General features: G+C 68.1%; 24 protein-coding genes. 15 read left to right on the top strand and 9 right to left on the bottom strand.

Annotated features, from left to right (window positions below; all coding sequences use genetic code 11):
- Positions 1-268 (top strand): type II toxin-antitoxin system Phd/YefM family antitoxin (locus tag KBY71_RS05995; RefSeq protein WP_254928041.1); only part of this gene is annotated, 268 nt, incomplete at its 5' end.
- Entirely contained in the window at positions 268-657 is a 390-nt protein-coding gene (locus tag KBY71_RS05990) for a type II toxin-antitoxin system VapC family toxin (protein ID WP_254928040.1), read from the top strand. The genes KBY71_RS05995 and KBY71_RS05990, both read left to right, overlap by 1 nt.
- Positions 658-675: 18 nt before the next feature.
- Here the strand turns inward: KBY71_RS05990 and KBY71_RS05985 are convergent, their stop codons facing one another.
- Positions 676-1,995: a cation:proton antiporter gene (locus tag KBY71_RS05985; RefSeq protein ID WP_254928039.1), complete on the bottom strand. Its 1,320-nt coding sequence runs from the start codon at positions 1,993-1,995 to the stop codon at positions 676-678.
- 48 nt (positions 1,996-2,043) lie between these two features.
- On the opposite strand from KBY71_RS05985, the gene KBY71_RS05980 reads away from it, so the two are divergent.
- The 3 genes from KBY71_RS05980 to KBY71_RS05970 are packed head-to-tail and all read left to right on the top strand — an operon-like array spanning position 2,044 to position 3,645.
- A complete protein-coding gene (locus KBY71_RS05980) occupies positions 2,044-2,382 on the top strand; it encodes a 4a-hydroxytetrahydrobiopterin dehydratase (protein ID WP_254928038.1) in 339 nt (112 codons plus the stop codon).
- A gap of 24 nt (positions 2,383-2,406) precedes the next feature.
- Entirely contained in the window at positions 2,407-3,192 is a 786-nt protein-coding gene (locus KBY71_RS05975; protein ID WP_254928037.1) for a biliverdin-producing heme oxygenase, read from the top strand.
- Between the two features lie 27 nt (positions 3,193-3,219).
- On the top strand, positions 3,220-3,645 hold the full coding sequence (locus KBY71_RS05970; protein ID WP_254928036.1) for a hypothetical protein: 426 nt from the start codon (positions 3,220-3,222) through the stop codon (positions 3,643-3,645).
- Positions 3,646-3,649: 4 nt separating this feature from the next.
- Here the strand turns inward: KBY71_RS05970 and KBY71_RS05965 are convergent, their stop codons facing one another.
- The gene (locus tag KBY71_RS05965) at positions 3,650-4,903 is read right to left on the bottom strand and encodes an MFS transporter (RefSeq protein WP_254928035.1); all 1,254 of its coding nucleotides are present in this window, start codon (positions 4,901-4,903) and stop codon (positions 3,650-3,652) included.
- Between the two features lie 75 nt (positions 4,904-4,978).
- Between KBY71_RS05965 and KBY71_RS05960 the strand changes: the two genes are divergently transcribed.
- Genes KBY71_RS05960 through KBY71_RS05950 form a run of 3 tightly spaced genes read left to right on the top strand, consistent with a single transcriptional unit; the run spans position 4,979 to position 6,857 of the window.
- Positions 4,979-5,545 (top strand): lectin-like protein, encoded by a 567-nt coding sequence (locus tag KBY71_RS05960; protein WP_254928034.1) that lies wholly within the window; start codon positions 4,979-4,981, stop codon positions 5,543-5,545.
- Between the two features lie 29 nt (positions 5,546-5,574).
- Complete coding sequence (locus tag KBY71_RS05955) at positions 5,575-6,318, top strand: hypothetical protein (RefSeq protein ID WP_254928033.1); 744 nt, start codon at positions 5,575-5,577, stop codon at positions 6,316-6,318.
- Between the two features lie 53 nt (positions 6,319-6,371).
- Positions 6,372-6,857, top strand: coding sequence for a hemagglutinin (locus tag KBY71_RS05950; RefSeq protein WP_254928032.1), 486 nt, complete (start codon positions 6,372-6,374; stop codon positions 6,855-6,857).
- On the opposite strand, the gene KBY71_RS05945 is transcribed toward KBY71_RS05950, so the two are convergent.
- From KBY71_RS05945 to KBY71_RS05935, 3 genes are read right to left on the bottom strand one after another with little or no spacing between them, the layout of a single operon-like run.
- Complete coding sequence (locus KBY71_RS05945; protein WP_254928031.1) at positions 6,858-10,127, bottom strand: efflux RND transporter permease subunit; 3,270 nt, start codon at positions 10,125-10,127, stop codon at positions 6,858-6,860. It lies immediately after the preceding gene.
- A gap of 9 nt (positions 10,128-10,136) precedes the next feature.
- Positions 10,137-11,276, bottom strand: coding sequence for an efflux RND transporter periplasmic adaptor subunit (locus KBY71_RS05940; protein WP_396095080.1), 1,140 nt, complete (start codon positions 11,274-11,276; stop codon positions 10,137-10,139).
- A 49-nt stretch (positions 11,277-11,325) separates the two neighbouring features.
- Positions 11,326-12,453, bottom strand: coding sequence for an efflux RND transporter periplasmic adaptor subunit (locus KBY71_RS05935; RefSeq protein WP_254928029.1), 1,128 nt, complete (start codon positions 12,451-12,453; stop codon positions 11,326-11,328).
- An 81-nt stretch (positions 12,454-12,534) separates the two neighbouring features.
- Between KBY71_RS05935 and KBY71_RS05930 the strand changes: the two genes are divergently transcribed.
- Entirely contained in the window at positions 12,535-14,796 is a 2,262-nt protein-coding gene (locus KBY71_RS05930) for an AAA family ATPase (protein ID WP_254928028.1), read from the top strand.
- A gap of 28 nt (positions 14,797-14,824) precedes the next feature.
- On the opposite strand, the gene KBY71_RS05925 is transcribed toward KBY71_RS05930, so the two are convergent.
- Positions 14,825-15,496 (bottom strand): alpha/beta hydrolase, encoded by a 672-nt coding sequence (locus KBY71_RS05925; RefSeq protein ID WP_254928027.1) that lies wholly within the window; start codon positions 15,494-15,496, stop codon positions 14,825-14,827.
- Between the two features lie 186 nt (positions 15,497-15,682).
- On the bottom strand, positions 15,683-16,333 hold the full coding sequence (locus KBY71_RS05920) for a 4'-phosphopantetheinyl transferase superfamily protein (protein ID WP_254928026.1): 651 nt from the start codon (positions 16,331-16,333) through the stop codon (positions 15,683-15,685).
- Between the two features lie 36 nt (positions 16,334-16,369).
- Here KBY71_RS05920 and bcp point away from each other — a divergent pair, with 36 nt between their 5' ends.
- Entirely contained in the window at positions 16,370-16,837 is a 468-nt protein-coding gene (gene bcp, locus KBY71_RS05915) for a thioredoxin-dependent thiol peroxidase (protein ID WP_254928025.1), read from the top strand.
- Here the strand turns inward: bcp and KBY71_RS05910 are convergent.
- Together KBY71_RS05910 and KBY71_RS05905 are read right to left on the bottom strand one after the other, a co-directional pair.
- The gene (locus KBY71_RS05910) at positions 16,815-17,378 is read right to left on the bottom strand and encodes a type III pantothenate kinase (protein ID WP_254928024.1); all 564 of its coding nucleotides are present in this window, start codon (positions 17,376-17,378) and stop codon (positions 16,815-16,817) included. The genes bcp and KBY71_RS05910 overlap by 23 nt on opposite strands.
- A 128-nt stretch (positions 17,379-17,506) precedes the next feature.
- Positions 17,507-18,274, bottom strand: coding sequence for a phosphoadenylyl-sulfate reductase (locus tag KBY71_RS05905; RefSeq protein ID WP_254928023.1), 768 nt, complete (start codon positions 18,272-18,274; stop codon positions 17,507-17,509).
- A gap of 74 nt (positions 18,275-18,348) precedes the next feature.
- Here KBY71_RS05905 and KBY71_RS05900 point away from each other — a divergent pair, with 74 nt between their 5' ends.
- Genes KBY71_RS05900 through KBY71_RS05880 form a run of 5 tightly spaced genes read left to right on the top strand, consistent with a single transcriptional unit; the run spans position 18,349 to position 23,699 of the window.
- The gene (locus KBY71_RS05900; protein WP_254928022.1) at positions 18,349-19,542 is read left to right on the top strand and encodes an NAD(P)/FAD-dependent oxidoreductase; all 1,194 of its coding nucleotides are present in this window, start codon (positions 18,349-18,351) and stop codon (positions 19,540-19,542) included.
- On the top strand, positions 19,539-20,183 hold the full coding sequence (locus tag KBY71_RS05895; RefSeq protein WP_254928021.1) for an HAD-IA family hydrolase: 645 nt from the start codon (positions 19,539-19,541) through the stop codon (positions 20,181-20,183). The genes KBY71_RS05900 and KBY71_RS05895 overlap by 4 nt, the downstream gene beginning before the upstream one ends.
- A 28-nt stretch (positions 20,184-20,211) precedes the next feature.
- On the top strand, positions 20,212-21,870 hold the full coding sequence (gene hflX, locus KBY71_RS05890; RefSeq protein ID WP_254928020.1) for a GTPase HflX: 1,659 nt from the start codon (positions 20,212-20,214) through the stop codon (positions 21,868-21,870).
- Between the two features lie 46 nt (positions 21,871-21,916).
- A complete protein-coding gene (locus KBY71_RS05885) occupies positions 21,917-22,552 on the top strand; it encodes a peroxiredoxin (RefSeq protein ID WP_190390678.1) in 636 nt (211 codons plus the stop codon).
- Positions 22,553-22,562: 10 nt separating this feature from the next.
- On the top strand, positions 22,563-23,699 hold the full coding sequence (locus tag KBY71_RS05880; RefSeq protein WP_254928019.1) for an anhydro-N-acetylmuramic acid kinase: 1,137 nt from the start codon (positions 22,563-22,565) through the stop codon (positions 23,697-23,699).
- The last annotated feature ends 6 nt before the right edge of the window (positions 23,700-23,705 follow it).

Raw genomic sequence — 23,705 nt, 5'->3', positions numbered from 1 at the left:
GTCCTCCCCGCAGGGCGCTCCGTCGCCCGCATCGCCGGGGCCCAAGCCGCGCAGCGTGAATGTTCAGGAGGCCAAGACGCACCTCTCGGCCCTGTTGGCCAGGGTTGCAGCCGGCGAGCGCATCGTGCTGTCCCGCCATGGCAAGCCGATCGCCCAGTTGGTGCCGCTTGACCCCAGCCCGCGCCGCCAGCTCGGCTTCCTGCAGGGCCGTGTGGATGAGGCGTTCTTCGAGCCCCTGCCCGACGACGAGCTCGAGCGCTGGGGCTGATGCAGCTGCTGCTCGACACCCATGTGCTGCTCTGGGCTCTGCTGGAACCTCAAAAGCTCTCGCCCAGCTTGCGCAACGCCCTGGAGAACAGCGACAACACCCTGATGGTCAGCGCGGCCTCCGCCTGGGAGATCGCCACCAAGTGGAGGCTCGGCAAGCTGCCACACGCCAGGGCCGTCGTCGAGAACTACGCCATGGCCCTGCATCGTCTGGCGGCGGTTGAACTGCCGATCAGCGGTGCCGTGGCCCGCCAGGCCGGCCTCTGGCAGGTACCCCACCGGGATCCCTTCGATCGCCTGCTGGCCGCCCAGGCCAGCTCAGACGATCTGGTGCTGGCGAGCACGGATCCGGCCTTCGCGCAGTTCGAGGGGGTGAGGACGCTGGCGTGAACCCAGGGCAGCCCCCACTCATCGCTGCGCGATCGCCTCGAGCTGACGCCGCATCACCACGGTCTGCAGCAGCAGATCGCTGAGCACCACCACGAACATCAGCGCCAGCAGCTGAGCCGCCAGGGGCTCGGCCAGCTCCACTGGGATGCCGCGCAGGTGCGGCAGTTCCTCGCTCAACGCCACCATCAGCGCCAGGGGCACCGCCGCCCGCACACCGCAGCCGGCAACAACCAGGCGCTCGGGCCAGGAGAACCGGGCCGCGGGCAACAGCGCCCACACGGCCAGCAGGCGCGCCAGGGGCAGCACGATTGCCACCAGGAGCCCCAGCGGCAACACCGTGAGCAGAACGGCCGGCTGAACCAGGAGTCCGAGCAGGAGCAGCACCGTCACCTCCGCCGCGGTGTTGAAGGGGTGCATCACCCGCCCCAGGGCCTGCTGCTCGAAGCGGTTGACGCGGTAGCGGCCGTTGGAGAGCAGCACTCCGGCCACGAACACCGCCACCAGGCCACCACCACCGAGCCACTGGCCGAGGCCATAGGCCACGAAGGCCAGCGCCACCGCCACCAGCAGCAGCTGCGGATCGGAGCGCACCAGGGCATCGATCAGCCGCGGCGCCAGGGCGCCGATGATCAGCCCCGCCACCGCCCCGGCGAGCAGGTGCAGGCCCACCGCCCCCAGCTGCTCCGGCAGGCGCTGGGCCAGCGCCCCCTGCAGGGCGTCGTGGGCGCCATGGCCGGGCACCTGCAACACCCCCGCCACCAGCCCGAAGAGCAGCAGCGTGACCAGGGTGCTCACCGCCACTTCGAACTGCAGCAGATGGCTGAGACGTCCGCTCACCGCATGGCGCAGCGCCTTGAGCAGATCCTCCAGGGCACCGCTGTCGGTGGCGCCCAGGCAGCACACCGCCAGGGCCGCGGCGGCCGGCGGCAGCCCCCCTGGCATCAGGGGCGCCAGCAGCAGCAGCGCCAGCCCGGTGATCGCCAGGGTGATCAGCGCACCGGCACTGCCCAGCCGCAGACCCACGGCGGTCATGCCGCGGATGCGACGCAGATCGGTCTTGAGACCGGCATAGAAGATCAGCAGCGCCAGGCTCACGCGATGCAGGGTTTCCACCTGCACCGGGCCGAGGGGGTGGGCCCGGGTGAGCAGTTCGGTGGGGAGGGCCAGGCCCAGCAGCAGCACCGCCGCCGCACCGGGCACGCGCCAATGGGCCGCCAACCGGTCCATCGCCAGCGCCGCCAGGTAGATCAGCCCCAGCACCAGAAAGAAGCCCCGCGGCAGCAGCGTGCCTTCGAGGTGGGCATGGGGCTGGAGCGTCACCATCAACAATCCGATCACCCGCCGAAGCCACAGTCTTCAGTGGTGATTCTCTAGCCGTGGCACGCCATGGCCGGCAGGACCGGGGCCCTGCATCATGAGCTCAGGCGCGGAGCAGCGACGCCAACGGAGGCTGAACTGCAGGAGCTCCTGCCGAAGCTGCCGGGCTGGTCGGTGGCGGATCAGCACCACCTGCAGCGCGCCCTGAGCTTCCCCGATTTCCAGAATGCGCTGGAATGGGTGATTGCCGCGGGCGCCATCTGCGAAGACCAGGGTCATCACGCCGAGTTCAGCCTGGGCTGGGGCCACGCCGAGGCGGTGATCTACACCCACAAGGTGGATGGGCTCACCCAAGCCGATGCGGTGCTGGCGGCCAAGCTCAACAGGATCGGCACCGCTGCGGGCTGAATCCTGGTCCAACAGACCCCAACCATGCTCTATTTCTTCCCGACCTTCGGCCTTGCCCCCATCCTCCTGGCCGTGATCGTGAGCACGACCCTGGGAGTCGCCGCCTATCTGATCGTCTTCAAGACCAGGCTGTTCGATCATCTGATCAACAAGCCACTGGTCCCGCCGTACATCGTCATCCCCACCAGCGTCCTGGCCTTGCTGCTGGCCTTCATGGCCTCGTCCGCGTGGCAGAACACAACAACAGCCGCCGCGGCCCTGCAGAACGAAGCGACGGCCCTCAACCGGTTGGGCATCATCGCGGCCACGTCCCCCGCCCTGGCGCGCGAGCTGAACGGCGACCTGTCGTTGTACATCCAGCTGGTGGAGCAGGGTGAATGGGGCAAGGAGTACAACATGAAGCGTCAGCCCGAGGTTGATCAAACCCTCTCCAACCTCTACAAGGAAGCCTGGACGATCGACGCTGGCGCCTGCACCGTTCGGGATGCCGGATCTCAGTGCACCACCCAAGCGATGGCGGCAGAGATCCTCACCGAAATCAAGCAGCTGGAAGCAGCTCGGGAGCAACGCCTCTCGATCGGCAGCCAGTCGAACCTGGGCTACGCGAGAAAGTGGGCCATCATTTATCTGCTGACTCTGGTCTCCAGTATCACGATTGGGGCCGTGCATCGTGCCCATCGCCCAACGGCGATCACGGCCATCGTGATCTGGTGCCTGTGCACAGCTCTGGTCTTTTCCATGATCAAGTTGCACACTCACCCCTACAAAGGGTTCAATCCACTCAGGCCTGATTTCACCAGCCTGGGCTGATCCTGCCGACCCATTCTCCACCGACCCATGCCCGCCCGACTGCCCCTTCCCGGCCGGATCGCCCGGCTCCCCCTGATCGTGCTGGCCATGGCCGCCGGCAGCGCCGCATCAGCCACCCCGCTGCCCTGCAGCAACGCCACCCTCAAGGGCACCTACCTCTACAGCGAAAGCGGCGTGCTCAACGGCAAGCCCTACGCCGAGAGCGGCCGCGAGGTGTACGACGGCCAGGGCGGCATCGTGCTGAGCTATCGCGGCTCCGATGGCTCCGGTGGTGTCGAAAAGGCCACCTACAGCGTCAGCGCCGACTGCATCGCCATGGCCACCTACCCGGACGGCCAGAAGGCGACCAGCTTCGTCAGCCCGGACGGCAGCCGCTTCGTCTACACAATCACGGCGGCGCCGGGAGGCCAGACCACGGCCCTCTCCGGGTCGGAGGTGCGAGTGGCGCCGTGAGGGCTCAGGCCCGCCAGTCCGGCAACAGATGCCGCTCCAGCTGGCTGTAGGCCAGCAGAGAGGGCACCGCCCAGATCAGGCAATACAGCGCCGGCCCTTGCGTCAGCCCCAGGCTCGCCTCCAGCCAGGTGGCGACCAGTGGCAGCGTGCCGCCGACAAGCGCCACCACCAGGCTGTAGGAGAAGGAGAAGGCGCTGCAGCGCTGCGCGGCCGGAAACAGGCCCGGCAACAGCGAGGGATAGACGCCCAGATAGAGCATCAGCGGCACGAGCACGATCAACTGGCCCACAGCAAAGGCCAGCGGGGTGCCCGCAGCGATCAGCAGCATCCCTGGCAGCACGCCCACGGCCAGCACCAGGTTCAGGCGCCGCGCCAGCGCCACCGCTGCACCGCGATCGGCCAGATGACCGCCCAGCAGGATCAACCCCACGCCGATCGCCTGGTTGAGCGTGGTGATCGCATTGAAACTGGCGGCCAGCGCCGGCAGCCGCGCCGACACCTCCTGCACGGCAAACACTGTGGCGGCATAGAAGCTCACCGCCGATAGGGCCACCGCCGCCATCAGCCGCAGCATCGCCGGAAGCTGGGCGCGCAGCTCCGCCAGGTGGGCCGCCAGACCGGCAGACGGCGCCTCCAGCCGCGTCTCCTCAAGGTGGGTGCGCAGGCTCAGGGCCCAGATCCCCAGGGCGGCGCCCACCACGAAGGGAATTCGCCAGCCCCACTGCATCACAGCTGGTGGAGTCAACCAGAGATGGATCAGTGCCGCCGCCAAGGATCCCCCCACAAAACCCAGCACGGCCCCGGCGCTGGCGAAGCTGGCGGTAAGGCCGCGCCGCTGCGGTGGAGCCGCCTCCACCAGGGCCACCACTGAGCCGGTGAACTCACCGCCCACCGAGAGGCCCTGCAGCAGGCGCAACAGCACCAGCAGCACGGCGGAGCTGCTCCCCCACGCGCTGGTGGGCGGTAACAGGGCAATGCCCAGGCTGCAGGCCGCCATCACCGCCACGCTCACCAGCAGCAGCGCCCGCCGGCCCACCAGATCGCCGATCGGCCCCAGCAGCAACCCGCCCACCGGCCGCATCAGATAGCCCACCGCAAACACCGCGAAGGCGCTCAGCAGCTGCAGCGACGGCACGTCCGCCGGGAAGAAGGCCTCGCCGATCTCCTTGGCGAAGTAGCCGTAGACGGCGAAGTCGAACCACTCCACCGTGTTGCCGATCGCTCCGGCCAGGGTGCTGCGCGGGATCAGGGGAGCCATGGCACCCAGTGTCGCCCAGCTGACAGGGCGATTCAGGCTTGCTAAGACGTCGGCAGATCAACGGATGAGGCAATCATGCGTCAGACAGTGGTCAAACTCATGCTCCTGGGGGCAACGGCCCTGCTGGCCGCCCCGACCCAGGCGGAGCCGGTGCGCTGGAGTGGCAACGGCCATCTTTATGAGGTGGTGGTGGTGCCCGAGGGCATCACCTGGCTCGAGGCCAAGGCGGCGGCCAGCGCCCGCGGGGGCTACCTGGCCACGCTCACCTCGGCCGAAGAAAACCGGTTCGTCTGGTCGTTGATCGCCAAGCAACCCCGCGTCTGGACCACCAGCCTCCGCCAGGGCCAGGCCGACGCCGTCGGCCCCTGGATCGGCCTGGTGCAGATTCGCCACCAGGCGCAGGAACCCAAGGGCGGCTGGCAGTGGATCAGTGGTGAGCCCTTGGCCTACGCCAACTGGGCGGCGGGCAAGCCGAACAACCTCGAGCAGATCGAGGATTACGGCCACCTCTTCCGCGTGGCCGGCTCCAACGACCCAGCCACCTGGAACGACTTCGCCAACGATCCGACCCAATTGAGCGTGGTGCGCGCCCAGCGTCCCGTGGCTTACATCGTCGAGTTCGATCGAAAGCCGGCGCCATGACCCCCCAGCCAACACTGACCATGCGAGCCATGCCGTACCGGTTGCGGCATCTGCCCCTCCTGCTCCTGCTCGCAGCCCCAGCTCCTGGGGCCTTACGGGCCGCAGAACCGCCAGCCCATCGCACCTTCGCCGCCGAAGAGCAGCAGCAGCGCCAGCGCTACACAGGCGTCTGGGCCCTGGTAGACAACGCCAACAACCTCTTCAACGTGCGCCTCAGCGCCGATGGCCAGGCCATCAGCACCACGGGCACCAATGGGGTGCCCGTGGGCGGCAGCAGCCACCTGGGCGCCAACCAGCTCTACGAGCAGGGGCGCTGGGCCCCCTGGGGCAACGGCGTGCGCATCGACTACAGCGATGGCTGGAGCGATGCAATCCTCACCGGCCCGGCCGGGCCGGAGCAGTGGTCGTGGGCGCCGGGGGCGAGCCGCCTCGACCCGCCGAGCAACGTCGGCAAGGCCGTGCAGCTGAGCGGAGCCGTGGCCGCCGCGGTGGGGGTCTACCGGATCCAGCCGGCCCAGGCCGATCAGCCCGTGACCACCGTGAGCCTGATGTCGAACGGCCTGGCCTTCAACGCCATCGATGCGCTGGCTGGGGGCACCTGGCGGCTGGACAACGGCGAGGTGGAGATCACCTGGAGCTCGGGCTGGCTCACCCGCTTCGAGCCGAAGACACAGGGACCGCTGCAGGTGCGGATCTGGGAACCAACCCGGCGCCACCCCTCACCGCCCACGGCGATCCGGCCCGGTCAGCGCCTGGAAGCGCCCATGCCCTGAATGGGGCAGCGGCCAGCACCCTGGCGACAGAGGGCATAGCCAGGAGTGGCTCGATGCACCTCCAATTCGTACCGATCCACCTGTTTCGCGAAACGCCGCAGGTGTGCTTCTTCGATGCCAGCGTGCCCCACAGCAACGGCACCGATGTGGTGGTGCACCACGGGCCTGCCATCTCACCGCCCGATCACGACGGGGCGGAGCAGTACTACGTGCATCAACACCAGGTGGATCACAACCTGGTGCTGCAAGGCCAGCGCACCTTCATCCTGCTCAACCCGGCCTGGGATCAGCCCCACCACGTGATTGCGCTGGAACGGGCCATGGGGGCGCTTGAAATTCCGGTGGGCACGTACCACCGCTCGATTTCAGGCGAGGAGGGCAGCCTGGTGCTGAATCAATCCATCCGCGACAACGCCTTCAGCTACGCCACCGAGTTCATCCCGGTGTGCCTGGCCGACCGGCCCGATCTGCAGACGGCCCGGGCCGTGGAGCCCTGGCGCTGGAGCTGGCACAACGGCCACATCCGCCGGCAACACTGATCAACCGACCGACTCCTGCTGCGGTTCAGGGAACCAACGCGCCTCCAGCTGCTTGATCAGCACATAGAAGGGGGGCACCACGCCCAGCGACAGCACCGTGGCCACGAGCAGACCGCCGAAGATCACCGTGCCCAGCGACTGCTGGCTGTTGGCACCGGCGGTGGTGGCCACCACCAGGGGCAGGAAGCCAGCCAGCGAGGCGATCGCGGTCATCAGGATCGGGCGCATGCGGGATTCGGCAGCGGCCATGGCCGCCTCGACGACGCCCATGCCCTCCTCCAAATGCTGTTCGGCCACCTCCACAATCAGGATGCCGTTCTTGGCCGCCAGGCCGATCAAGGTCACCAGCCCCACCTGGGCATAGATGTTGAGGTCGATCGAGCGCAAGGCCAGAAACACCAGGGCCCCCAGCATGGCCAGCGGCACGGTCATCAGGATGATGACGGGGGTGACATAGCTCTCGTACTGGGCAGAGAGCACCAGGTAGACGATCAGGATGCCCAGGCCGAACACCAGAACGCTGGCGCTACCAGCCGACAGCTGCAACGACGCCAGGCCCGTAAAGGCATACCCGACGTTGTTGAAATCCAGCTTCTGGAAGATCTGCTGAATGGCCGTGAGGGCCTGTCCCGAGCTCTTGCCGATGGCTTCAGCGCCCTGCACCAGAATGGTGCGGTACAGGTTGTAGTGACTGATCACCGGCGGCGCACTGGTGAGCTCCGACGAGGCAAACTCGCTCACCTGCACCAGCTTGTTGTCGCGGTTGCGCACGTAATAGCTGAGTACATCCTCCAGATTGCTGCGCCCAGACGCCTCAGACTGCACATAGATGTTGCGCACCTGGCCGTTCTCATAGGTGAGTCCGGAATAGTTGCCACCAGCGAGCACGGCGATCGTCTGCATCGCCTGCTGGAAGTCGATGTTGAGGGTACCCATGATCGAGCGATCAATCGTCAGCCCAAAAGCCGGCGCGCTGGGAATGAACTGGGTGTAAAGGCTGGAAAACTGATCCGAGCTGGTGCCGGCGGCCACCAGCTCCTGGGCCAGACGATCGAGCTGGTTGAAGGTGTAGGCGCCGTTGCTGAGGTCGTTGAACTGGAAGTAGAAGCCCCCCTGGGCCGAGAAGCCCGGAATCGCCGGGGGCTGGGCGGCCACCACCAGGCCACTGCTGATCTTGGAGAGCTTGGCGTTGAGCCGCGCCACGATGGCGGGGGCTTTCTGATCGGCTCCGCTGCGCTCCTCCAGGGGCTTCAGTCCAAAGAAAAACACACCCTGATCGGGGCTGGAGCCGTTGAAGCCGTAGCCACTCACCACCGAAGCCGCCGTGATGTCGGGCTCTTCCTTGAGCACCTTGGCGATCTCCAGGCCGGTCTGCTGTGTGAGGGTGAGGGAGGCACCGTTCTGCAACTGGAAGATCCCCACGCCGTAGCCCTGGTCTTCCTCCGGAATGAACGCTGAAGGCAGGGCAGAGAACGCCAGGGCGGTGAGCACGATGCCACCGGCCAGACCGGCGAACACCAGCTTGCGCTTGCGGATTAACACCTCCAGCAGACGGGCGTAACGATCTTGGAGCCAGGCAAAAAAGCGGTTGAAACGCTCAAAAATGAGGGCGAGTCTGCTGCCGGCAAGGCCGAACAGCACCACACCAAACACATAGGCACCGACGCCAAAGGAAGCCGCGCTGAAGCGACCGAACGCCAGACCCACCACCACGCCCCCGATCGTCCAACCCCAACCCTTCGGCTTCTGGGGCTGCTCCGCCTTCAGGATCAGGGCCGACATCATCGGCGAGAAGGTGAGGGCGTTGAAGGTGGAGATGGCGATCGAGAAGGCGATCGTGAGCGCAAATTGCTTATAAATAATGCCGATGCCGCCCGGATAGAACGCCACCGGCACGAACACCGCCATCAACACCAAGGAGGTGGCAATCAACGCCCCGATCAGGGTGCCCATGCACTCCATCGCCGCCTTGCGGGGGCTCATGCCGCTTTCGAGGTTCTTGGAGACGGCTTCGATCACCACGATGGCGTCATCCACCACCAGGCCGGTGGCGAGCACCAACCCCAGCAGGGTGAGCTGGTTGATCGAGAAGCCAAACGCCTTGATAAAGGCGAAGGTGCCAATCAGGGAGATCGGAATCGCCAGGCTGGGAACCACCGTGGCGCGCCAGTTCTGCAGAAACAGGAACAGGATCACCAGCACCAGCACGATCGCCAGGCCCAGGGCATCGGTCACGCCGTCCACGGCCGACTCAATGAACTGGCCGATGTTGTAGATCTGCTTCACCGAGATCCCCGCAGGCACGGTCTGGGAGAACTGGTCCATCACCGCCACCACCGCTTCCGACACATCCAGCGCGTTGCTCTCCGGGGTCTGGAACACCGCCACGGTGATCGCCGGGTAGCCCTCAACGCTGACGGCCTGCTGGGCAAAGGTGTTGAAGCCATAGGTGGCCTGACCCACATCCCGAAGCCGCAGCAGGTTGCCCTGGGGGGACTTGCCCACGATCAGATCGTTGAGCTGCTCAATCGACATCAGGTTGCCGTTGTCAGCCACCAGAATCGGGTAGGCGAACAGCTGGTCTCCTCCGGCGGGCGGGCCACCAATCAATCCGCCAATGGCAACGCTGTTCTGACTCTTGACAGCATTAACGATCTGATCGGCCGTGAGCTGGTTGGCCGTGAGCTTGTTGGGGTCGACGAACAACCAGAAGGCCGGGTTGCTACCCCCCAACATGTTCACCTGAGCAACGCCGGGAACCCGTTCCAACTCGTAAAAGAGCTGCTCATAGATGAGGCCATTGATGTAAGGCGCATCAAACTGTCCCTCGGTTGAAGTCACCTGATAGGCCATCAGGATCGAGGGCGTGCTCTGCATCACCGACACACCGGTGGCCGAAACCTGCTGTGGCAACTGGGGCATGGCCAGGGACACGCGGTTCTGCACGTTCACCTGGTCGATGTTGATATCCGTGTCTTCGTTGAAATAAACTTGAATAATGCTCTGTCCCGTGTTTGAGCTCGTGGAAGAGATATAGGCCGCACCCGGCACACCGTTGATCTGCTGCTCGAGCGGATTGGTCACCGCCTGCTCGGTCACCACGGAATTGGCGCCGCCGTAGTTGGCCGTCACCTGAATCAGAGGTGGCGCGATGTTGGGGAGGTTCTCAATCGACAGGCTTGGGATCGCGATGATGCCTATCAGCACGATCAAGATGCTGCAAACGGTGGTCAGAACCGGCCGTTTGATGAAATTATCGGAGAGCGACATGGGTGGTCCTCAGTTCACACCCGGCTGGGCAGCGCTGGCCAGCTTCACCGGCATGCCGGTGCGCAACAGGGCCGTGTTGCTCACCACCACCTGGTCTCCGGCCACCAGGCCTGAGAGCACGGGATAGCGGTTGTCCTGCAAGGTGCCAAGTGTCACCGGCATCTGCACCACGATCGGCGTTTCCGCCGGCAGGGCCTCCAACTTCTGCTTCTGGGCATCGGGAATCTGGGTGGAGGCCCGAATCTTGGCCAGCACCTGCTCGAGGCGGAAAATGCGGTACACGAAGGGCTGCTGGGCCTGCATCATCACGGCCTGCACCGGCACCGAGAGCTGGCGGGTGCTGCCGGTGATGATCCGGTTGCGCACGTACTGGCCGGTTTTGAGCTTGCCGGTGAGGTTGGGGAACGAGGCCTTCACCAGCACCGTGTTCGGCGACGCCTGATTGCCGCTCATCCCGAAGTACGGCGAGATGAACACCACCTTGCCGGTGCTGATCACCGGCGGATTCCCCTGGGACTTGAGCTCCACTGACTGGCCCAACTGCACCCGGGAGGCCTGGGTGGCCGGCACATCCATCAGGGTCCAGAGATCGCTGTTGTCGACGATGCCGGTGATCGCCTGCCCCTGGCGGACGTAATCGCCGAGCTTGACGGTGTCGAGGTCACCGATCTCACCACTGATGGGAGCGGTGACGTATTTGTAGCCCAGGTCCGCCGCCTTGGCGCGCACCTGGTCGCGGGCCTGAATCGCCTGGGTGACGTAGTAATCACGGTCTTTGGTGGAGACCGCGCCCTGCTCATTCAGAAAGATGTAGCGCTCCGCATTGACGCTGTCCTTGCGGGCTTCCGCCTTGCTCGCATCCAGGCTCGCCGTCAGCTGCACGTTGTCGAGCACCAGGATCGGCTGGCCCGCCTTCACCCGCTGCCCCTGGGTGGCCAGGATCTTGACGACCCGGCCATCCACCTCGGGACGCAGGGCCACGTCGGTGGTCGACTCCAGCTGGCTCATCACGTCGATTGATGGGCTGAAACTGGCCTCACCGATGGTTGCGGTCTCCACCACCAGGGGCTGGCGCGCCACCGGCTTGGCGGCGCAGCCCACCAGCAACACACCCACCAACGACAACGCCGGAACCGCGCGAACCACAATCCCTGGGCATGTGCAGGCAAATTAGAGGCATCGCTGCCCCTTGCCCACCTCAGGGGCGGGCCTGCTGGGCCAGCTGCAACGGTGCCCCGTGGCGCAGATTGAGCAGGCCAGCGGTGATCACAAGGTCCCCCGCCGCCAGGCCCCGCCGCACCGGGTAGCGGTTGCCCTGCAGATCCCCCAACTGCACCGGCGTCTGCAGGGCAAAGCGGGTGCCCGCCGGCAGCTTGCGCAGCTCGGCCAGGGCGGCCTGTCCCGGCCGCCGTTCCAGATCGGCCAGGCTGCCCACCACGTAGACAAACGACTGGCCCGCCAGCTGGGTCACCGCGGTGAACGGCACCGCCAGCTCCTCCCGCCGGTCCAGCACCAGGCGGGTGCGGCTGCGCTGACCGTTGCGCAGGCTGCCGCGGGGATTGGCAAACGCGGCCTTCACGAGCAGGGTCTGGGTGGCGGCTGCCACCCCCGGATCCACCGTGCTCACCTGCCCCTCCGCCAACGGCTGGGCGCGGGAGGCGTCGAGCAGGAGCACCCGCTGGCCGGGTCGCACCCGACCGGCGTACACCGCCGGAACGTCGATGCGGGCCAGCAAGCGGTCGTTGCGGATCAAACGGGTGAGCGGCACCCCCGCCTCGATCACATCGCCCTGCTTGACGCGCAGATCAGCCACCGTGCCGGCAATGGGGGCGCGCAGATCCTTGAAGGCCAGGTCCGCCTCCCGGGCCACCAGGGCTTCGCGCGCCGCGATGTAGGCCTGGCGGAATTCATCGCGCTGCAGGGCGCTGGCCGCACCCTGACGGGCCAGATCCTGGTAGCGCTGGTAGTTGAGCCGGTTGGTCTGCATCTGGGCGCGCAGGCTGGCCACCTCCGCCCGCAGCTGGGTCTGGTCGAGCACGAGCAGCAACTGGCCCTGGCGCACCCGATCGCCCTGACGCACCAGCAGACGCTGGATCCGACCGCCGGCCTGGGCCGCCAGATCCACCTCCTCCTCCGCCTCCAGGGTGCTCACCGTGTCAAAGCCAGCCTGAAACCCTGCCGGCTCGATGGGCTGGGTCTGCACCAAGGGCAAGCGCCGGGCCGGCTCCCGCACCGGGCCGCAGCCCAGCACCAGAGCGGCGGGCACCAGGGCCGCCATCAGGGCCGTCGCCAGCGCCAACCTCCTGGACCCCTGCAGCGCCGACATCCAGCAACGATCCAGCACCATCGCCGGAGCGTATCGCCGTTGGACGGATGATGGGAGCCGGTGGGACGAGCCCCGAGCCCCTTGAGCGACCTGTTCAGCCACCACCGCGACACCACCCTGGCCAAGGTGGCGCCCCTGGCCGATCGGCTGCGGCCCCGCACACTCGACGACTTCGTGGGCCAGGAGGCAATCCTCGGGCCAGGCCGCCTGCTGCGCCGCGCGATCGCCGCCGACCGGGTTGGCAACCTGATCCTGCACGGCCCGCCGGGCGTGGGCAAAACCACCCTGGCCCGGATCATCGCCGGCAGCACCCGGGCCCACTTCAGCAGCCTCAATGCCGTGCTCGCCGGCGTCAAGGATCTGCGCTCTGAAGTGGATGGGGCCAAGGAGCGCCTGGCCCGCCATGGCCTGCGCACCACCCTGTTCATCGACGAGGTGCATCGCTTCAACAGTGCCCAGCAGGACGCCCTGCTGCCCTGGGTGGAGAACGGCACGGTGAGCCTGATCGGCGCCACCACCGAGAACCCCACCTTCGAGGTGAACAAGGCCCTGGTGAGCCGTTCCCGACTGTTTCGCCTGCAGCCCCTGGAGGCCGAGCACCTGCACCGACTGCTGGAGCGGGCCCTGCGGGACCCGGAGGTGGGCTACGGCGATCGGGAGGTGGCGATCACGGCCGACGCCGCCAACCACCTGGTGGATGTGGCCGGCGGGGATGCCCGCAGCCTGCTCAATGCCCTGGAGCTGGCGGTGGAAACCACCCCGGCCGAGGCCGATGGCCGCATCGTCATCGACCTCACCATCGCTGAAGAGTCGATCCAGCAGCGGGTGGTGCTCTACGACAAACAGGGCGATGCCCACTTCGACACGATCAGCGCCTTCATCAAGTCGTTGCGGGGCTCCGATCCGGATGCGGCGCTGTTCTGGCTGGCCCAGATGGTGGAGGCCGGCGAAAACCCCCGCTTCATCTTCCGGCGCATGCTGATCGCCGCCGGCGAAGACATCGGCCTGGCCGATCCCCAGGCGGTGGTGGTGGTGGAAGCCTGTGCCGCCGCCTTTGAACGGGTGGGCCTGCCGGAGGGCCTCTACCCCCTGGCCCAGGCGGCGCTCTACCTGGCAGGGGCCGAGAAGAGCAACAGCGTGCTGGGCTTCTTTGATGCCCTCAAGAGCGTGCGCAGCACCAACCGTCAACAGGTGCCCTCCCATCTGCGCGATGCCCACCGCGATGGCCAGCTCTTCGGCGATGGGGTGGGCTATCGCTACCCCCATGCCTACGCCGAGCACTGGGTGGCCCAGCAGTACCTCCCCAGGGCGCTCCAGGGCGAAATCTTCTGGCAACCCGGAAGCCTGGGCTGGGAAGGCCACCGGCGCGAACGGCTGCAACAACGGCGGGCGGCCCAGCTCGCCGCCGCGGCCGAGCTGGCCGCCGATCAGGGGGACATCCTGAGCAGCAGCCCGGACGATCCCCAGCTGGAACGGTGGCTGCAGCGGCAGGCGGCCGCCGAGGGAGAACGGCTCGACAGCCTGAGGCGTCGGTTCTGGGATGGGGTGGGCTGGCGGCGCCACGACCGGGTGCTGGTGCTGGAAGCGCGGTCGCTGCTCTGGGCACTCGACCCCCTGGAGGCCACCCCCGAAGGGGGCGTGGTGGTGACGGTGGCCCACAGCTCCGATCGGGAGCGGCTGCAGGCCCAGCTGCAGGTGCTCGATGCCCTGCGCCAGCCCAAGCTGCTGGTGGTGCCCCCGGACACCCCCACCGCCCTGGCTGGCCCCCTGGCCGCCGATGACCGGGCCCAGTTCGACTGGGTGGTGGCGCGGCAGCCCTGGCAGGGCCAGTCCCCCGAGCAAATCGACGCCTGGATCCGGGAAGCCGGCTCCCTGCTGGAGGCCACGGGGCAATGGCGCCTGCTGTTCAGCACCCCCCAGCTGGGGCCGGCCGCCGGCCTGCTGGCCCTGATCGGCACGGCCGACTCGCCCCTACGGGCCCTGCTCCAGGAGCTCCGCGACCTGGAACGGCAGCGGCTGGGCCCGGAGCACAACAGCGCTCCAATCGCCGAGCGCAGCCTGATCGCCCAGGGCTGGCAGGTGCAGCCCCAGCAGTGGCAGGAATCCCTCCAGCTCGAGCTCTCCGATCAGCTGATCGAGCGCTGGCTGGGGCCCAACAGCACCTATCTGAACGAGCTGGCCAACCTGCGCGGCAGCCCCCTGGACTCCGAAACGGTGGCAGCCCTGCGGGACGGCTTCACCCGTCAGCGCGGGCAACTGCTGCCCCAGGCCCTGGAGCACACCCTGCTGGTCGCCCACACCCTCAAGCCCACAAAAAAGCCCCGGCAACGCCGGGGCTCCTGAGTAGCGCTGGCCTACGGCCAGCACCCCATCACCAGAGGCCGCGGATGGCTTCGGGCTGGGCCTGCTGAACGGGGGCGGGGGTGGCGCGCACCTCAGCCACGGGGTCAGCCATCTGGTTGGCCTGGATGCAGGCGGGCAGGAACACGTACCAGGAGAGCAGGGAGGTGCACTGGGCCTCACCCTGGCAACGGCCCTCGGCGCAGACGTTCTGGGCACCGGTGTAGGTGTTGCAGAAGTCGGCCAGACGCATGTCGGTGGGCAGGGCATTCATGATGCCGGCCGAGGAGATCTGGCCATCCCGGGCATCGGCCACGATCGCCGAGCGCAGAGCCTGCACGGCGTAGGTGTTCATGCTCCAGTACGGGAAGTAGCTGGTGGTCTGGTTCTTGAGGAACTTGACACCGGCATCCGAATACAGGAAACGGGACACCCCGATGAAGTCGACGTTGTACGACTTGTTCATGCCTTCGCGCACTTCCTCGGCGGTCCAGCCGGAGCGGTTCAGACCACCTTCGAGGCCGCGGTCGGTGACCTCACCGGACTCGAGGAAGGTATTGAAGGCGTCCTGGTTGGTGGACCACACGGCACCGCCGGTGTTCCAACGCACGGGAAGGTTGTTATCAACGGCGGCGGACGCTGGCAGGGCCACCGCGGAGAGGGCCGTACCCACGAAAAGGCCGGCCAGCAGACGCTTGATCACGAGACGTGTTGGATCAGTTCATCCCAAAAGGTAGTCATCGCTCGCGCACTGGCACATCCATGGCTAGCAGAGGGCGCACATTGATACAGAACTGCAAGGTTCCATGCGGTCTTGGCCGCCTGACTTGCGTTTTTGGCACGATCATGCGCCGTTCAATGGATAGGGCTTGGCCCCGGATTGGCAGGGTCAGGGCCACCTCTCCAGCACCGCCCGCCGCGCGCCCGGGCCGACCACGGCCCAGCGCCAACTCTCCAGCACCCCCCAGCGGCACTCCGGCTGGGCCCCATCGCCCTGGTGGTGCAAGTGCCCGCTGAGATGGTCGTAACACCACAGGCTGAGTTCGGCCGCCAGGGTGCGCTGGCGCCACTTGATCGCCGCCTCCTTCAACACCCAGCTGGTGAGCACCGCGTCACGCAGGTTTTCACCCCCCATCCGTTCCAGCTGGGCCTGCTCGGGGCCGGGGAAGAAACGGCGCATCAAGCCGGCCCCATCCAGGGGTCGGCCCACCGGCTCCAGATCCACCCCGATCGGCTCCGGGGAGTAGCCGATCAGCAGAGCCTCGCCGCCGTGGCTGAGGCTGATCCAGCCCGATTGGCCCTCGAGGCGGGGGGGCTCCCCTGGAGGGCTGTGCAGCGGAACGGCGGCCGGAGGGCAGCGGAGCACCCCGGCCAGCACCTGGCGCAGGGCCGCCCGGCTGTGGCGATAGCGGCGGCGGCGCAGCGGTGGCAGGGCCTCACTCCAACACCGCTCCGGAGCGGAGAGGCTGGCAACATCGTCCCCTGGCGAGGGCACCAACCAGAGCAGCGGCCACCGCTCCCAGCCCGTGCCTAGGCTCACGCGATTGTCATTCCGGCGCTTCGGCTGGAGAGTTGCATGGTCTTGCAGATCGGTGATGCGGCCCCCGATTTCAGCCTGCCCGATCAGGCCGGCACGCCCGTGAGCCTGTCGGCCTTGAAGGGCCAGCGGGTGGTGATCTATTTCTATCCGAAGGACGACACCCCCGGCTGCACCAAGGAAGCCTGCAACTTCCGCGACCAGTGGAGTGTGCTGGAGCAGCACGGCATCACCGTGCTGGGCATCAGCAAGGACGGCGCCACCAGCCACGCCAAATTCATCGCCAAATACGACCTGCCCTTCACCCTGCTCACCGATGCCGAGCCCTGCCCGGTGGCCACGGCCTACGAGAGCTACGGCCTCAAGAAGTTCATGGGGAAGGAGTACATGGGCATGATGCGCCACACCTTTGTGGTCAACCCCGAAGGCCTGCTCGAGAAGATCTACACCAAGGTCAAGGCCGAAACCATGGCCGACGACATCCTCAGCGATCTGGGCCTGGTCTGAGGGCGGCCAGCGCCTCCAACGCCAAGGCAGGGTCGCACTCCACAACCAGGGAGCTATCCGCCACCAGCTCCCGCACCAGGGGCGCCAGCAACGGCCCATCGCCCCCGGTGATCCAGAGCCTGCAGCGGGGATCCTCCGCCAGCGCCTCGCGGCCGGCCTGGGCAACAGCCGCCGCCAGGCCCCGCAGCACACCCGAGGCCATGGCCTCAGCGGTGGCCTGGGGCCATGGCTGGGCCGCGAGAACCGGGGGCAGATCCAGGGCGGGCAAGCCGGCAGTGCCCGCCTGCAGGGCCCGCAGCTGCAGGCGGGCACCGGCCATCAGCCGCCCCCCGGCGAACCCCCCATCGGCATCGACCCGGGTGAGGCTCAGGGCCGTGCCGCCATCGGCCACCAGCACGGCCGTCTCGCTCCGCTGCCAGGCCCGCCAGCCCACCAGGGCCCGATCCACCCCCAACCAGGAGGGCATCCGCGCCAGGGGAACCTCGGCCGTGTCCAGCCGGCCTTCAGCGGGCCAGGGAACAGGGGCGGGCACAGGACCCACCGCCGCCCAGCCGGTCACGTCCCCACTCCCCCCTTGCCCCGGCACATCACTCCAGGTGTGCAGCGCGCCAGGCTGACCCGTGGCCCAGTGCCATCGGCTGTTGCCGATCAACAGCCACCGACCCGCGCTCAGATGCCCTCGCCCATCAAGCCGGGCAGATGGATGCCACATTCCTGCTTGAGCCCCCCGAACCGGGTGGCCCGTCCGCTCACCTCTCCGGCATCGGGAGCGCTGGAGTGCCAGTCGCCCACGGTGGAATAGCCCTGCTCAAACAGGGGGTGCTGGGGGAGCTGCTGCTCCTCCATGTAGTAGTAGACGTCGCGCTTGGTCCAGGAGAGCAGGGGCCGCAGCGACCAGCGCTGGCGCACCGGATCCAGGGGCTCCATGGCCCGGCGGTGGTCGGTCTGGTTGCCGCGGACCCCACTGGCCCAACAGGTGACTCCGCCCTCTGTGAGGGCCCGATCCAGGGGTTCCACCTTGCGAATCCGGTGGTAGAGCTCGAGATCTCCCACCTGCTCAGTTTCCCAAAGCCGCCCATGGAGCGCTTCCATCCGGGCCGGGCTCATGGCGGCCTGCGCCACCACGAGTTTGAGCTGGAGCCGCTGCACCAGCAGGTCGGCGTATTGGTAGGTCTCCGCGGGGAGATAGCCCGTATCCACCCAGATCACCGGTACTGGCCGGCCGCTCTGCTGGCCCAGCTCACTCACCATGTGGAGCAAAACGGCCGCCTGGATCCCGAAACTGGTGGTGAGCGCAAACCCCTCGCCAAAGGTCTCTTGGGCCCAGCGCAGGCGCTCTTGGGCCGACAGGGGAGCCAGCTGCTCCCGAACCGCCGCCAGGTCAATCGCCCGCCCGGCGCCGTCCGGGGGAAGGGTGGGAGCGGAAGCCGTCTGCATCAGGCCATCATCGCCCTTGGCCTGAGTCGCTGGTTAGGGTTCGGTCAACGGTGTCGGCAGCAGGCCACAAAACCATGGCGGAGTCTGCGGCGACGCCGGCATTAGCCCCGGTCGTGATTGTGGGGGGTGGCTTCGGAGGCCTGTACACGGCCATGGCGCTGGCATCCCGCCGGCAGCACCCGCCGGTTTTGCTGATCGAACCCAACGATCACTTTCTGTTTCTGCCCCTTCTCTACGAGTACCTCAGCGGCGAACTGCGCAGCTGGGAAATCGCTCCCCGCTTCGACGCCCTGCTGGCGGGCAAGGGTGTGGCCTGGCTGCAGGACCGGGTGGACCAGATCGACACCACGGCCGGTGTGGTGCAAACCGCCGGCGGGCGGCGCCTGCCCTTCTCCCGCCTGGTGGTGGCCACCGGTGCCCAGGCCAACAGCTTCGGCATCCCTGGCGTGGCGGAGCACGGCCTGGGGTTCCGCACCCTGGCCGATGTGGAACGGTTGCAGCGCCTGATCCGCAAGCTGAAGGAGCAGCCCAGACCCCTGCAACGGCTAGCGGTGGTGGGGGCGGGAGCCAGCGGCGTGGAACTGGTCTGCAAGCTGGCCGATCAGCTGGATGGCCGGGCGATCCTCGAACTGATCGAACAGGGGCCAGGCCTGCTGCCCCAGGCCAAGGCCTTCAACCGGGAGCAGGCCGATCGGGCCCTGCAGCGCCGCGACGTGCGCCTGCGCACCCACACCAGGGTCACGGCGGTTGGAGCCAGCAGCATCGACCTGCAGGGTCCGGGAGGGGCTGAACAGCTCGGCGTTGAGGCCGTGATCTGGACCGCCGGCCTCCAGTTCAGAGCCCCGGCTTTCACCACCGCCGCCGCCAGCGACAGGCTAGGTCGGCTGGTGTGCGAGCCCAGCCTGCAGCTGCGCGACCAGCCCCTGATCTTCGCCGTGGGGGACATTGCCCACGTGGAGCTGACGGAGGGCGACCCGGCCGCCGCGCCCCTCCCCGCCACCGCCCAGGTGGCCTTCCAACAGGCCGACTGCCTGGCCAACAACCTGCTCCATTCCCTCGCCGGGGAACCCCTCGACGCCTTCCAGTACACCGACCTCGGCGAAATGATGAGCCTCGGTACGGGCGAGGCCAGTCTCACCGGCGGGGGCTTCACCCTGGCGGGACCGGCCGCCTTCCAGATCCGCAGGCTGGCCTACCTGGCCCGCCTGCCTGGCCCATCCCACCAGTTGCGGGTGGCCGCCGGCTGGCTGGCGGATTGGCCCCGATGACCCCCCGGGGGCTGCTGCTCGATGCCATGGGCACCCTGATCGGCCTGCGGGCCGGCGTGGGCCACACCTATGCGGCGGTGGCGGCCCGCCATGGCCTGGTGGTTGAGGCGGCCGCCATCGACCAGGCCTTCCCCCGCATCTATCGCCAGGCACCGCCCCTGGCCTTTCCTGGCCTCACCGGGCAGGCCCTGGAGGCGGCCGAGGTGGCGTGGTGGAGTGCCCGAATCGCCGAGGTGCTTGCCGCCGTGGGTGCAGTCCCCGCCCCCGTCACGGCGCTGCCTCCGGAGCTGGGCCCTGCGTTGTTCGAGCGCTTTGCCCAGGCCGACCTGTGGCAGGTGTATGCCGATGTGCCGGCCCAGCTGGAGGCCTGGCACCGCCGCGGCCTGAAACTGGCGGTGGTGAGCAACTTCGACAGTCGCCTGACCCGCCTGCTGGAGGCCCTGGGTCTGGCCCCGTGGCTGGATGCGGTGGTGGTGTCCTCGGCCGCCGGTGCGGCCAAACCCGATCCCTTGCCGTTTCAGCAGGCCCTGGCCAGGCTGAGCCTGGACGCCGCGGAGGTCTGGCACGTGGGAGACAGCCCGGAGGACGGAGCCGGGGCCCGGGCCGCCGGCATCCGCTGGATTCAGGTGAAGCGCCCATGAGCCAGGCCATAGCCACGGGTCAGCCGTGGTGAAGCAGGGCGTCCTGGCGGGGCGCACGGCCGGCTTGCGCCCGGCCCAGAAGCGGCGGCTGGAGCGCCTCTGCCATCGTCGCCATCCCGACGACCAGGTGGCCGAACTGCTCTGCCTGCAGCGTCTGGCCAGCGAAAGCCGCGAGCTCGAACTTCCCCTCACCCTGGTGGTGGACAGCCGCGGCCTCTGCCGGCTGCTGTGGGTGGGACCCCTGGAGCAATCGGGCCGCCTGCTGGAGCGGTTGCCCGGCTCGGAACGGCGCCAGGGCACCGACCTGCGCCTGCTCACCTGCTGCGGCCGCTCCAAACACCTCCAGCCCGACCGCCAGGAGGGAATCGTGGGGCTCGATCTGGCCCCCCGGCTGTGGCTGCGCTTCGGCGACCAGGCCAAGGCCGGAGGGCACTGGCCCGCCGAGCTGCTGGTGGCCCAACCCGATGCCCCGGAGCCCTGGCAGGTCGAAGCCGACGCGGATCTGGCCGAACTCTGCAGCCGGGACCCCCTGTCCATGGCCCCGGCCTCTGGGGCGGAACCGACCACCAACGCCACCGACCCGAGCGGCCAGGAACGGGTGCTGCTGCTGGCCCTCACCCCCGGTGATCGCGGTGCCGCCCAGCGCCTGATCGCCGAACTGGAGGGTCTGGTGGGCAGCGCCGGCGGGGTGCCTGTGGGGGTGGTGGAACAGCGGCGCAGCCAGGTGGCACCCCAGACCCTCTGGGGTGAGGGCAAGGTGCTCGAAGCGGCCCTCGAAGCCCGGCGTCTGGGGGCCACCCTGGTGGTGACCGACCGGGAACTCACCCCGGTGCAGGCCCGCAACCTGGAGCGCCTGCTGGATCTGCCGGTGAGCGACCGCAGCGAACTGATTCTCGACATCTTTGCCCAGCGGGCCGCCAGCGCAGCCGGGCGCCTGCAGGTGGAACTGGCCCAGCTGCGCTATCGGCTGCCCAGGCTCACCGGCCGGGGGCGGAGCCTGTCGCGGCAGGGGGGGGGCATCGGCACCCGGGGCCCGGGGGAAACCCAGCTCGAGAAAGACCGCCGCGCCATCGCCCGCCGGATCGAGCGCCTGCAGCGGGAGGTCACCCAACTGGGCGAGCACCGGGCCCGGCTGCGCCTCGGCCGCCAGGGCCTGCGGCGGCTGGCGCTGGTGGGCTACACCAACGCCGGCAAGAGCTCCCTGCTCAACGCCCTCACCCGGGCCAGTGAACGGGATGCGGTGCTGGCAGAAAACAAACTCTTCGCCACCCTCGATCCCACCACCCGGCGGCTCGAGCTACCCGAACCGGTGTTGCTCACCGACACCGTCGGCTTCATCCGCAACCTGCCCCCACCCCTGCTGGAAGCCTTCCGCTCCACCCTGGAGGAAACCCTGGAGGCCGACGGACTGCTGATCGTGGTCGACCTGGCCGATCCGGCCTGGCCGGAACAGTGGCGCACCGTGAACGCCATTCTCGACTCGCTGGGCGCCACGGCTCCGCGACGGTTGGTCGCCAACCAGATCGACCGCTGCCCCGCCGGCGAGGTGGAGCGGGCCCGGGTTCTGGAACCGGCGGCCCTGTTCATCTCCGCCACCGCCGGCCTGGGTCTGCAGCACCTGCGCCAGGAGCTGCGCAGCTGGCCTGCCGATGGGCGTGGGATCACGAACACCGCATCCGGGCACTGACTTGTGGCACGATCAGCGCTTCGTTCCACCCTGCCCCGCAGCAGCCATGACCCTGCAACTCGGCGACACCGTTCCCGACTTCACCCAGGACTCCCAGCTGGGTCCGATCAACCTCTACGACTTCGCCGGCGACAGCTGGGTGGTGTTGTTCTCCCACCCCGCTGACTACACCCCGGTCTGCACCACCGAGCTGGGTGAGGTGTCCCGGCTGCGCCCCGAATGGGAGAAGCGCAATGTGAAGACCATCGCCTTGAGCGTCGATTCCGCCGAAAGCCACAACGGCTGGATCTGCGACATCAACGAGACCCAGAACACCTCTGTTGACTATCCGATCCTGGCGGATGCCGACAAGAAGGTGGCGGATCTCTACGGGATGATCCACCCCAATTCCCTCAACAACCTGACGGTGCGCTCGGTGTTCATCATCGACCCCAACAAAAAGCTCCGCCTGCAGATCACCTATCCCGCCAGCACCGGCCGGAATTTCCACGAAATCCTGCGGGTGATCGACTCCCTGCAGCTCACCGACCACCACTCCGTGGCCACCCCGGTGAACTGGACCGACGGCGAGGACTGCGTGGTGGTGCCCTCGATCTCCACCGAGGATGCCCGGGCCAAGTTCCCCAAGGGCGTCACGGAGATCAAGCCCTACCTGCGCATGACCCCCCAGCCCAATAAGTGAGCCGGCTCTGATGCGGGTGTTGGGGTTGATGAGCGGCACCAGCGCCGATGGCGTTGATGCCGTGCTGGCCCACTTCTCGGGCCAGCCCCAGCGCCCGCGCTGGACACTCGAAGCCCACCACTTCAGCCCCTATCCCGCCGAGCTGCAACGCCGACTGATCCACGTCGGCCAGGGCGAGCCGGTGCCAGCGGCCGAGCTGCTGGAGCTGGCCGAAGCGGTAACCGAACACCAGGCCCTGGCGGCACGGGCCTGCGATCCAGTTGGCCGGGCCCAGCTGGTGGGCTGCCATGGCCAGACCCTCTGGCATCGCCCACCCCAGCCCGGCCGCCGGGGCGCCAGCTGGCAGCTGCTGCAAGGCCCCCTGCTGGCCGAACTGCTGGGCAGGCCGGTGGTGTTCGATTTCCGCAGTGCCGACCTAGCCCTGGGAGGCCAGGGAGCGCCGCTGGTGCCCCCGGCAGACCAGGCCCTACTGGGCCGCTGCGGCGGCTGGCGGGCCGTGCTGAATCTCGGCGGCATCGCCAATCTCACCCTGATTCCCCCGGCCACCGGTCCCCAGCGGCACCAACCGGTTCGGGGCTGGGACTGCGGGCCGGCCAATACCCTGCTGGACCTGGCCACCCGCCACTTCAGCGCCGGCCGCCTGGCCTACGACGCCGGGGGAGCCTGGGCCCGGCAGGGCCGCTGCGATGAAGCCCTGATCCAACACTGGCTCCGCGAGCCCTACTTCCAAACCCCACCCCCGAAATCCACGGGCCGCGAACTGTTCGGCCAGGCCGACCTCGAACGGCGGCTGGGGGAGCTGGGCCCACGGGATCCCGCCGATGCCCTGGCCACCTTGACGGGATTCAGCGCAGCCGTCGTGGCCCATGAGCTCGGTCACGGGCCCCAACCGGTGGAGTTGCTGGTGGCGGGGGGCGGCTGCCGCAATGCCCTGTTGATGGAGCAGCTGCGACTCCGCTGCCGCGGCCTGATCCTGCGCCCCCTGGCGGAGCTGGGCATCGGCGACGCGGAACGCGAGGCCCTGGCCTTTGCCCTGCTGGCCTGGTGGCATGTCCGGGGCCATCGCGGCAGCCTGCCCTCCGTCACCGGGGCCCGCAGGGCGGCGGTGCTGGGCCTGCTAGCCAAACCCCAACACGCCAGAACCTAACGCTGA

Origin of the sequence: Cyanobium sp. T1B-Tous (assembly GCF_024345475.1) — a bacterium.
GTDB lineage: Bacteria > Cyanobacteriota > Cyanobacteriia > PCC-6307 > Cyanobiaceae > Cyanobium_A.
The sequence above is the reverse complement of the archived record's forward strand: the minus strand, read 5'-3'. Positions and strand labels throughout refer to the sequence as shown.

What these genes read in the sequence shown, in the direction of transcription:
- KBY71_RS05990 (WP_254928040.1), top strand. Translation starts at nt 268, where the DNA reads ATGCAGCTGCTGCTCGACACCCATGTGCTGCTCTGGGCTCTGCTGGAA.
- KBY71_RS05980 (WP_254928038.1), top strand. Translation starts at nt 2,044, where the DNA reads ATGGCCGGCAGGACCGGGGCCCTGCATCATGAGCTCAGGCGCGGAGCA.
- KBY71_RS05975 (WP_254928037.1), top strand. Translation starts at nt 2,407, where the DNA reads ATGCTCTATTTCTTCCCGACCTTCGGCCTTGCCCCCATCCTCCTGGCC.
- KBY71_RS05970 (WP_254928036.1), top strand. Translation starts at nt 3,220, where the DNA reads ATGCCCGCCCGACTGCCCCTTCCCGGCCGGATCGCCCGGCTCCCCCTG.
- KBY71_RS05965 (WP_254928035.1), bottom strand. Translation starts at nt 4,903, where the DNA reads ATGGCTCCCCTGATCCCGCGCAGCACCCTGGCCGGAGCGATCGGCAAC.
- KBY71_RS05960 (WP_254928034.1), top strand. Translation starts at nt 4,979, where the DNA reads ATGCGTCAGACAGTGGTCAAACTCATGCTCCTGGGGGCAACGGCCCTG.
- KBY71_RS05955 (WP_254928033.1), top strand. Translation starts at nt 5,575, where the DNA reads ATGCCGTACCGGTTGCGGCATCTGCCCCTCCTGCTCCTGCTCGCAGCC.
- KBY71_RS05950 (WP_254928032.1), top strand. Translation starts at nt 6,372, where the DNA reads ATGCACCTCCAATTCGTACCGATCCACCTGTTTCGCGAAACGCCGCAG.
- KBY71_RS05945 (WP_254928031.1), bottom strand. Translation starts at nt 10,127, where the DNA reads ATGTCGCTCTCCGATAATTTCATCAAACGGCCGGTTCTGACCACCGTT.
- KBY71_RS05935 (WP_254928029.1), bottom strand. Translation starts at nt 12,453, where the DNA reads ATGTCGGCGCTGCAGGGGTCCAGGAGGTTGGCGCTGGCGACGGCCCTG.
- bcp (WP_254928025.1), top strand. Translation starts at nt 16,370, where the DNA reads ATGGTCTTGCAGATCGGTGATGCGGCCCCCGATTTCAGCCTGCCCGAT.
- KBY71_RS05905 (WP_254928023.1), bottom strand. Translation starts at nt 18,274, where the DNA reads ATGCAGACGGCTTCCGCTCCCACCCTTCCCCCGGACGGCGCCGGGCGG.
- KBY71_RS05900 (WP_254928022.1), top strand. Translation starts at nt 18,349, where the DNA reads ATGGCGGAGTCTGCGGCGACGCCGGCATTAGCCCCGGTCGTGATTGTG.
- KBY71_RS05895 (WP_254928021.1), top strand. Translation starts at nt 19,539, where the DNA reads ATGACCCCCCGGGGGCTGCTGCTCGATGCCATGGGCACCCTGATCGGC.
- KBY71_RS05885 (WP_190390678.1), top strand. Translation starts at nt 21,917, where the DNA reads ATGACCCTGCAACTCGGCGACACCGTTCCCGACTTCACCCAGGACTCC.
- KBY71_RS05880 (WP_254928019.1), top strand. Translation starts at nt 22,563, where the DNA reads ATGCGGGTGTTGGGGTTGATGAGCGGCACCAGCGCCGATGGCGTTGAT.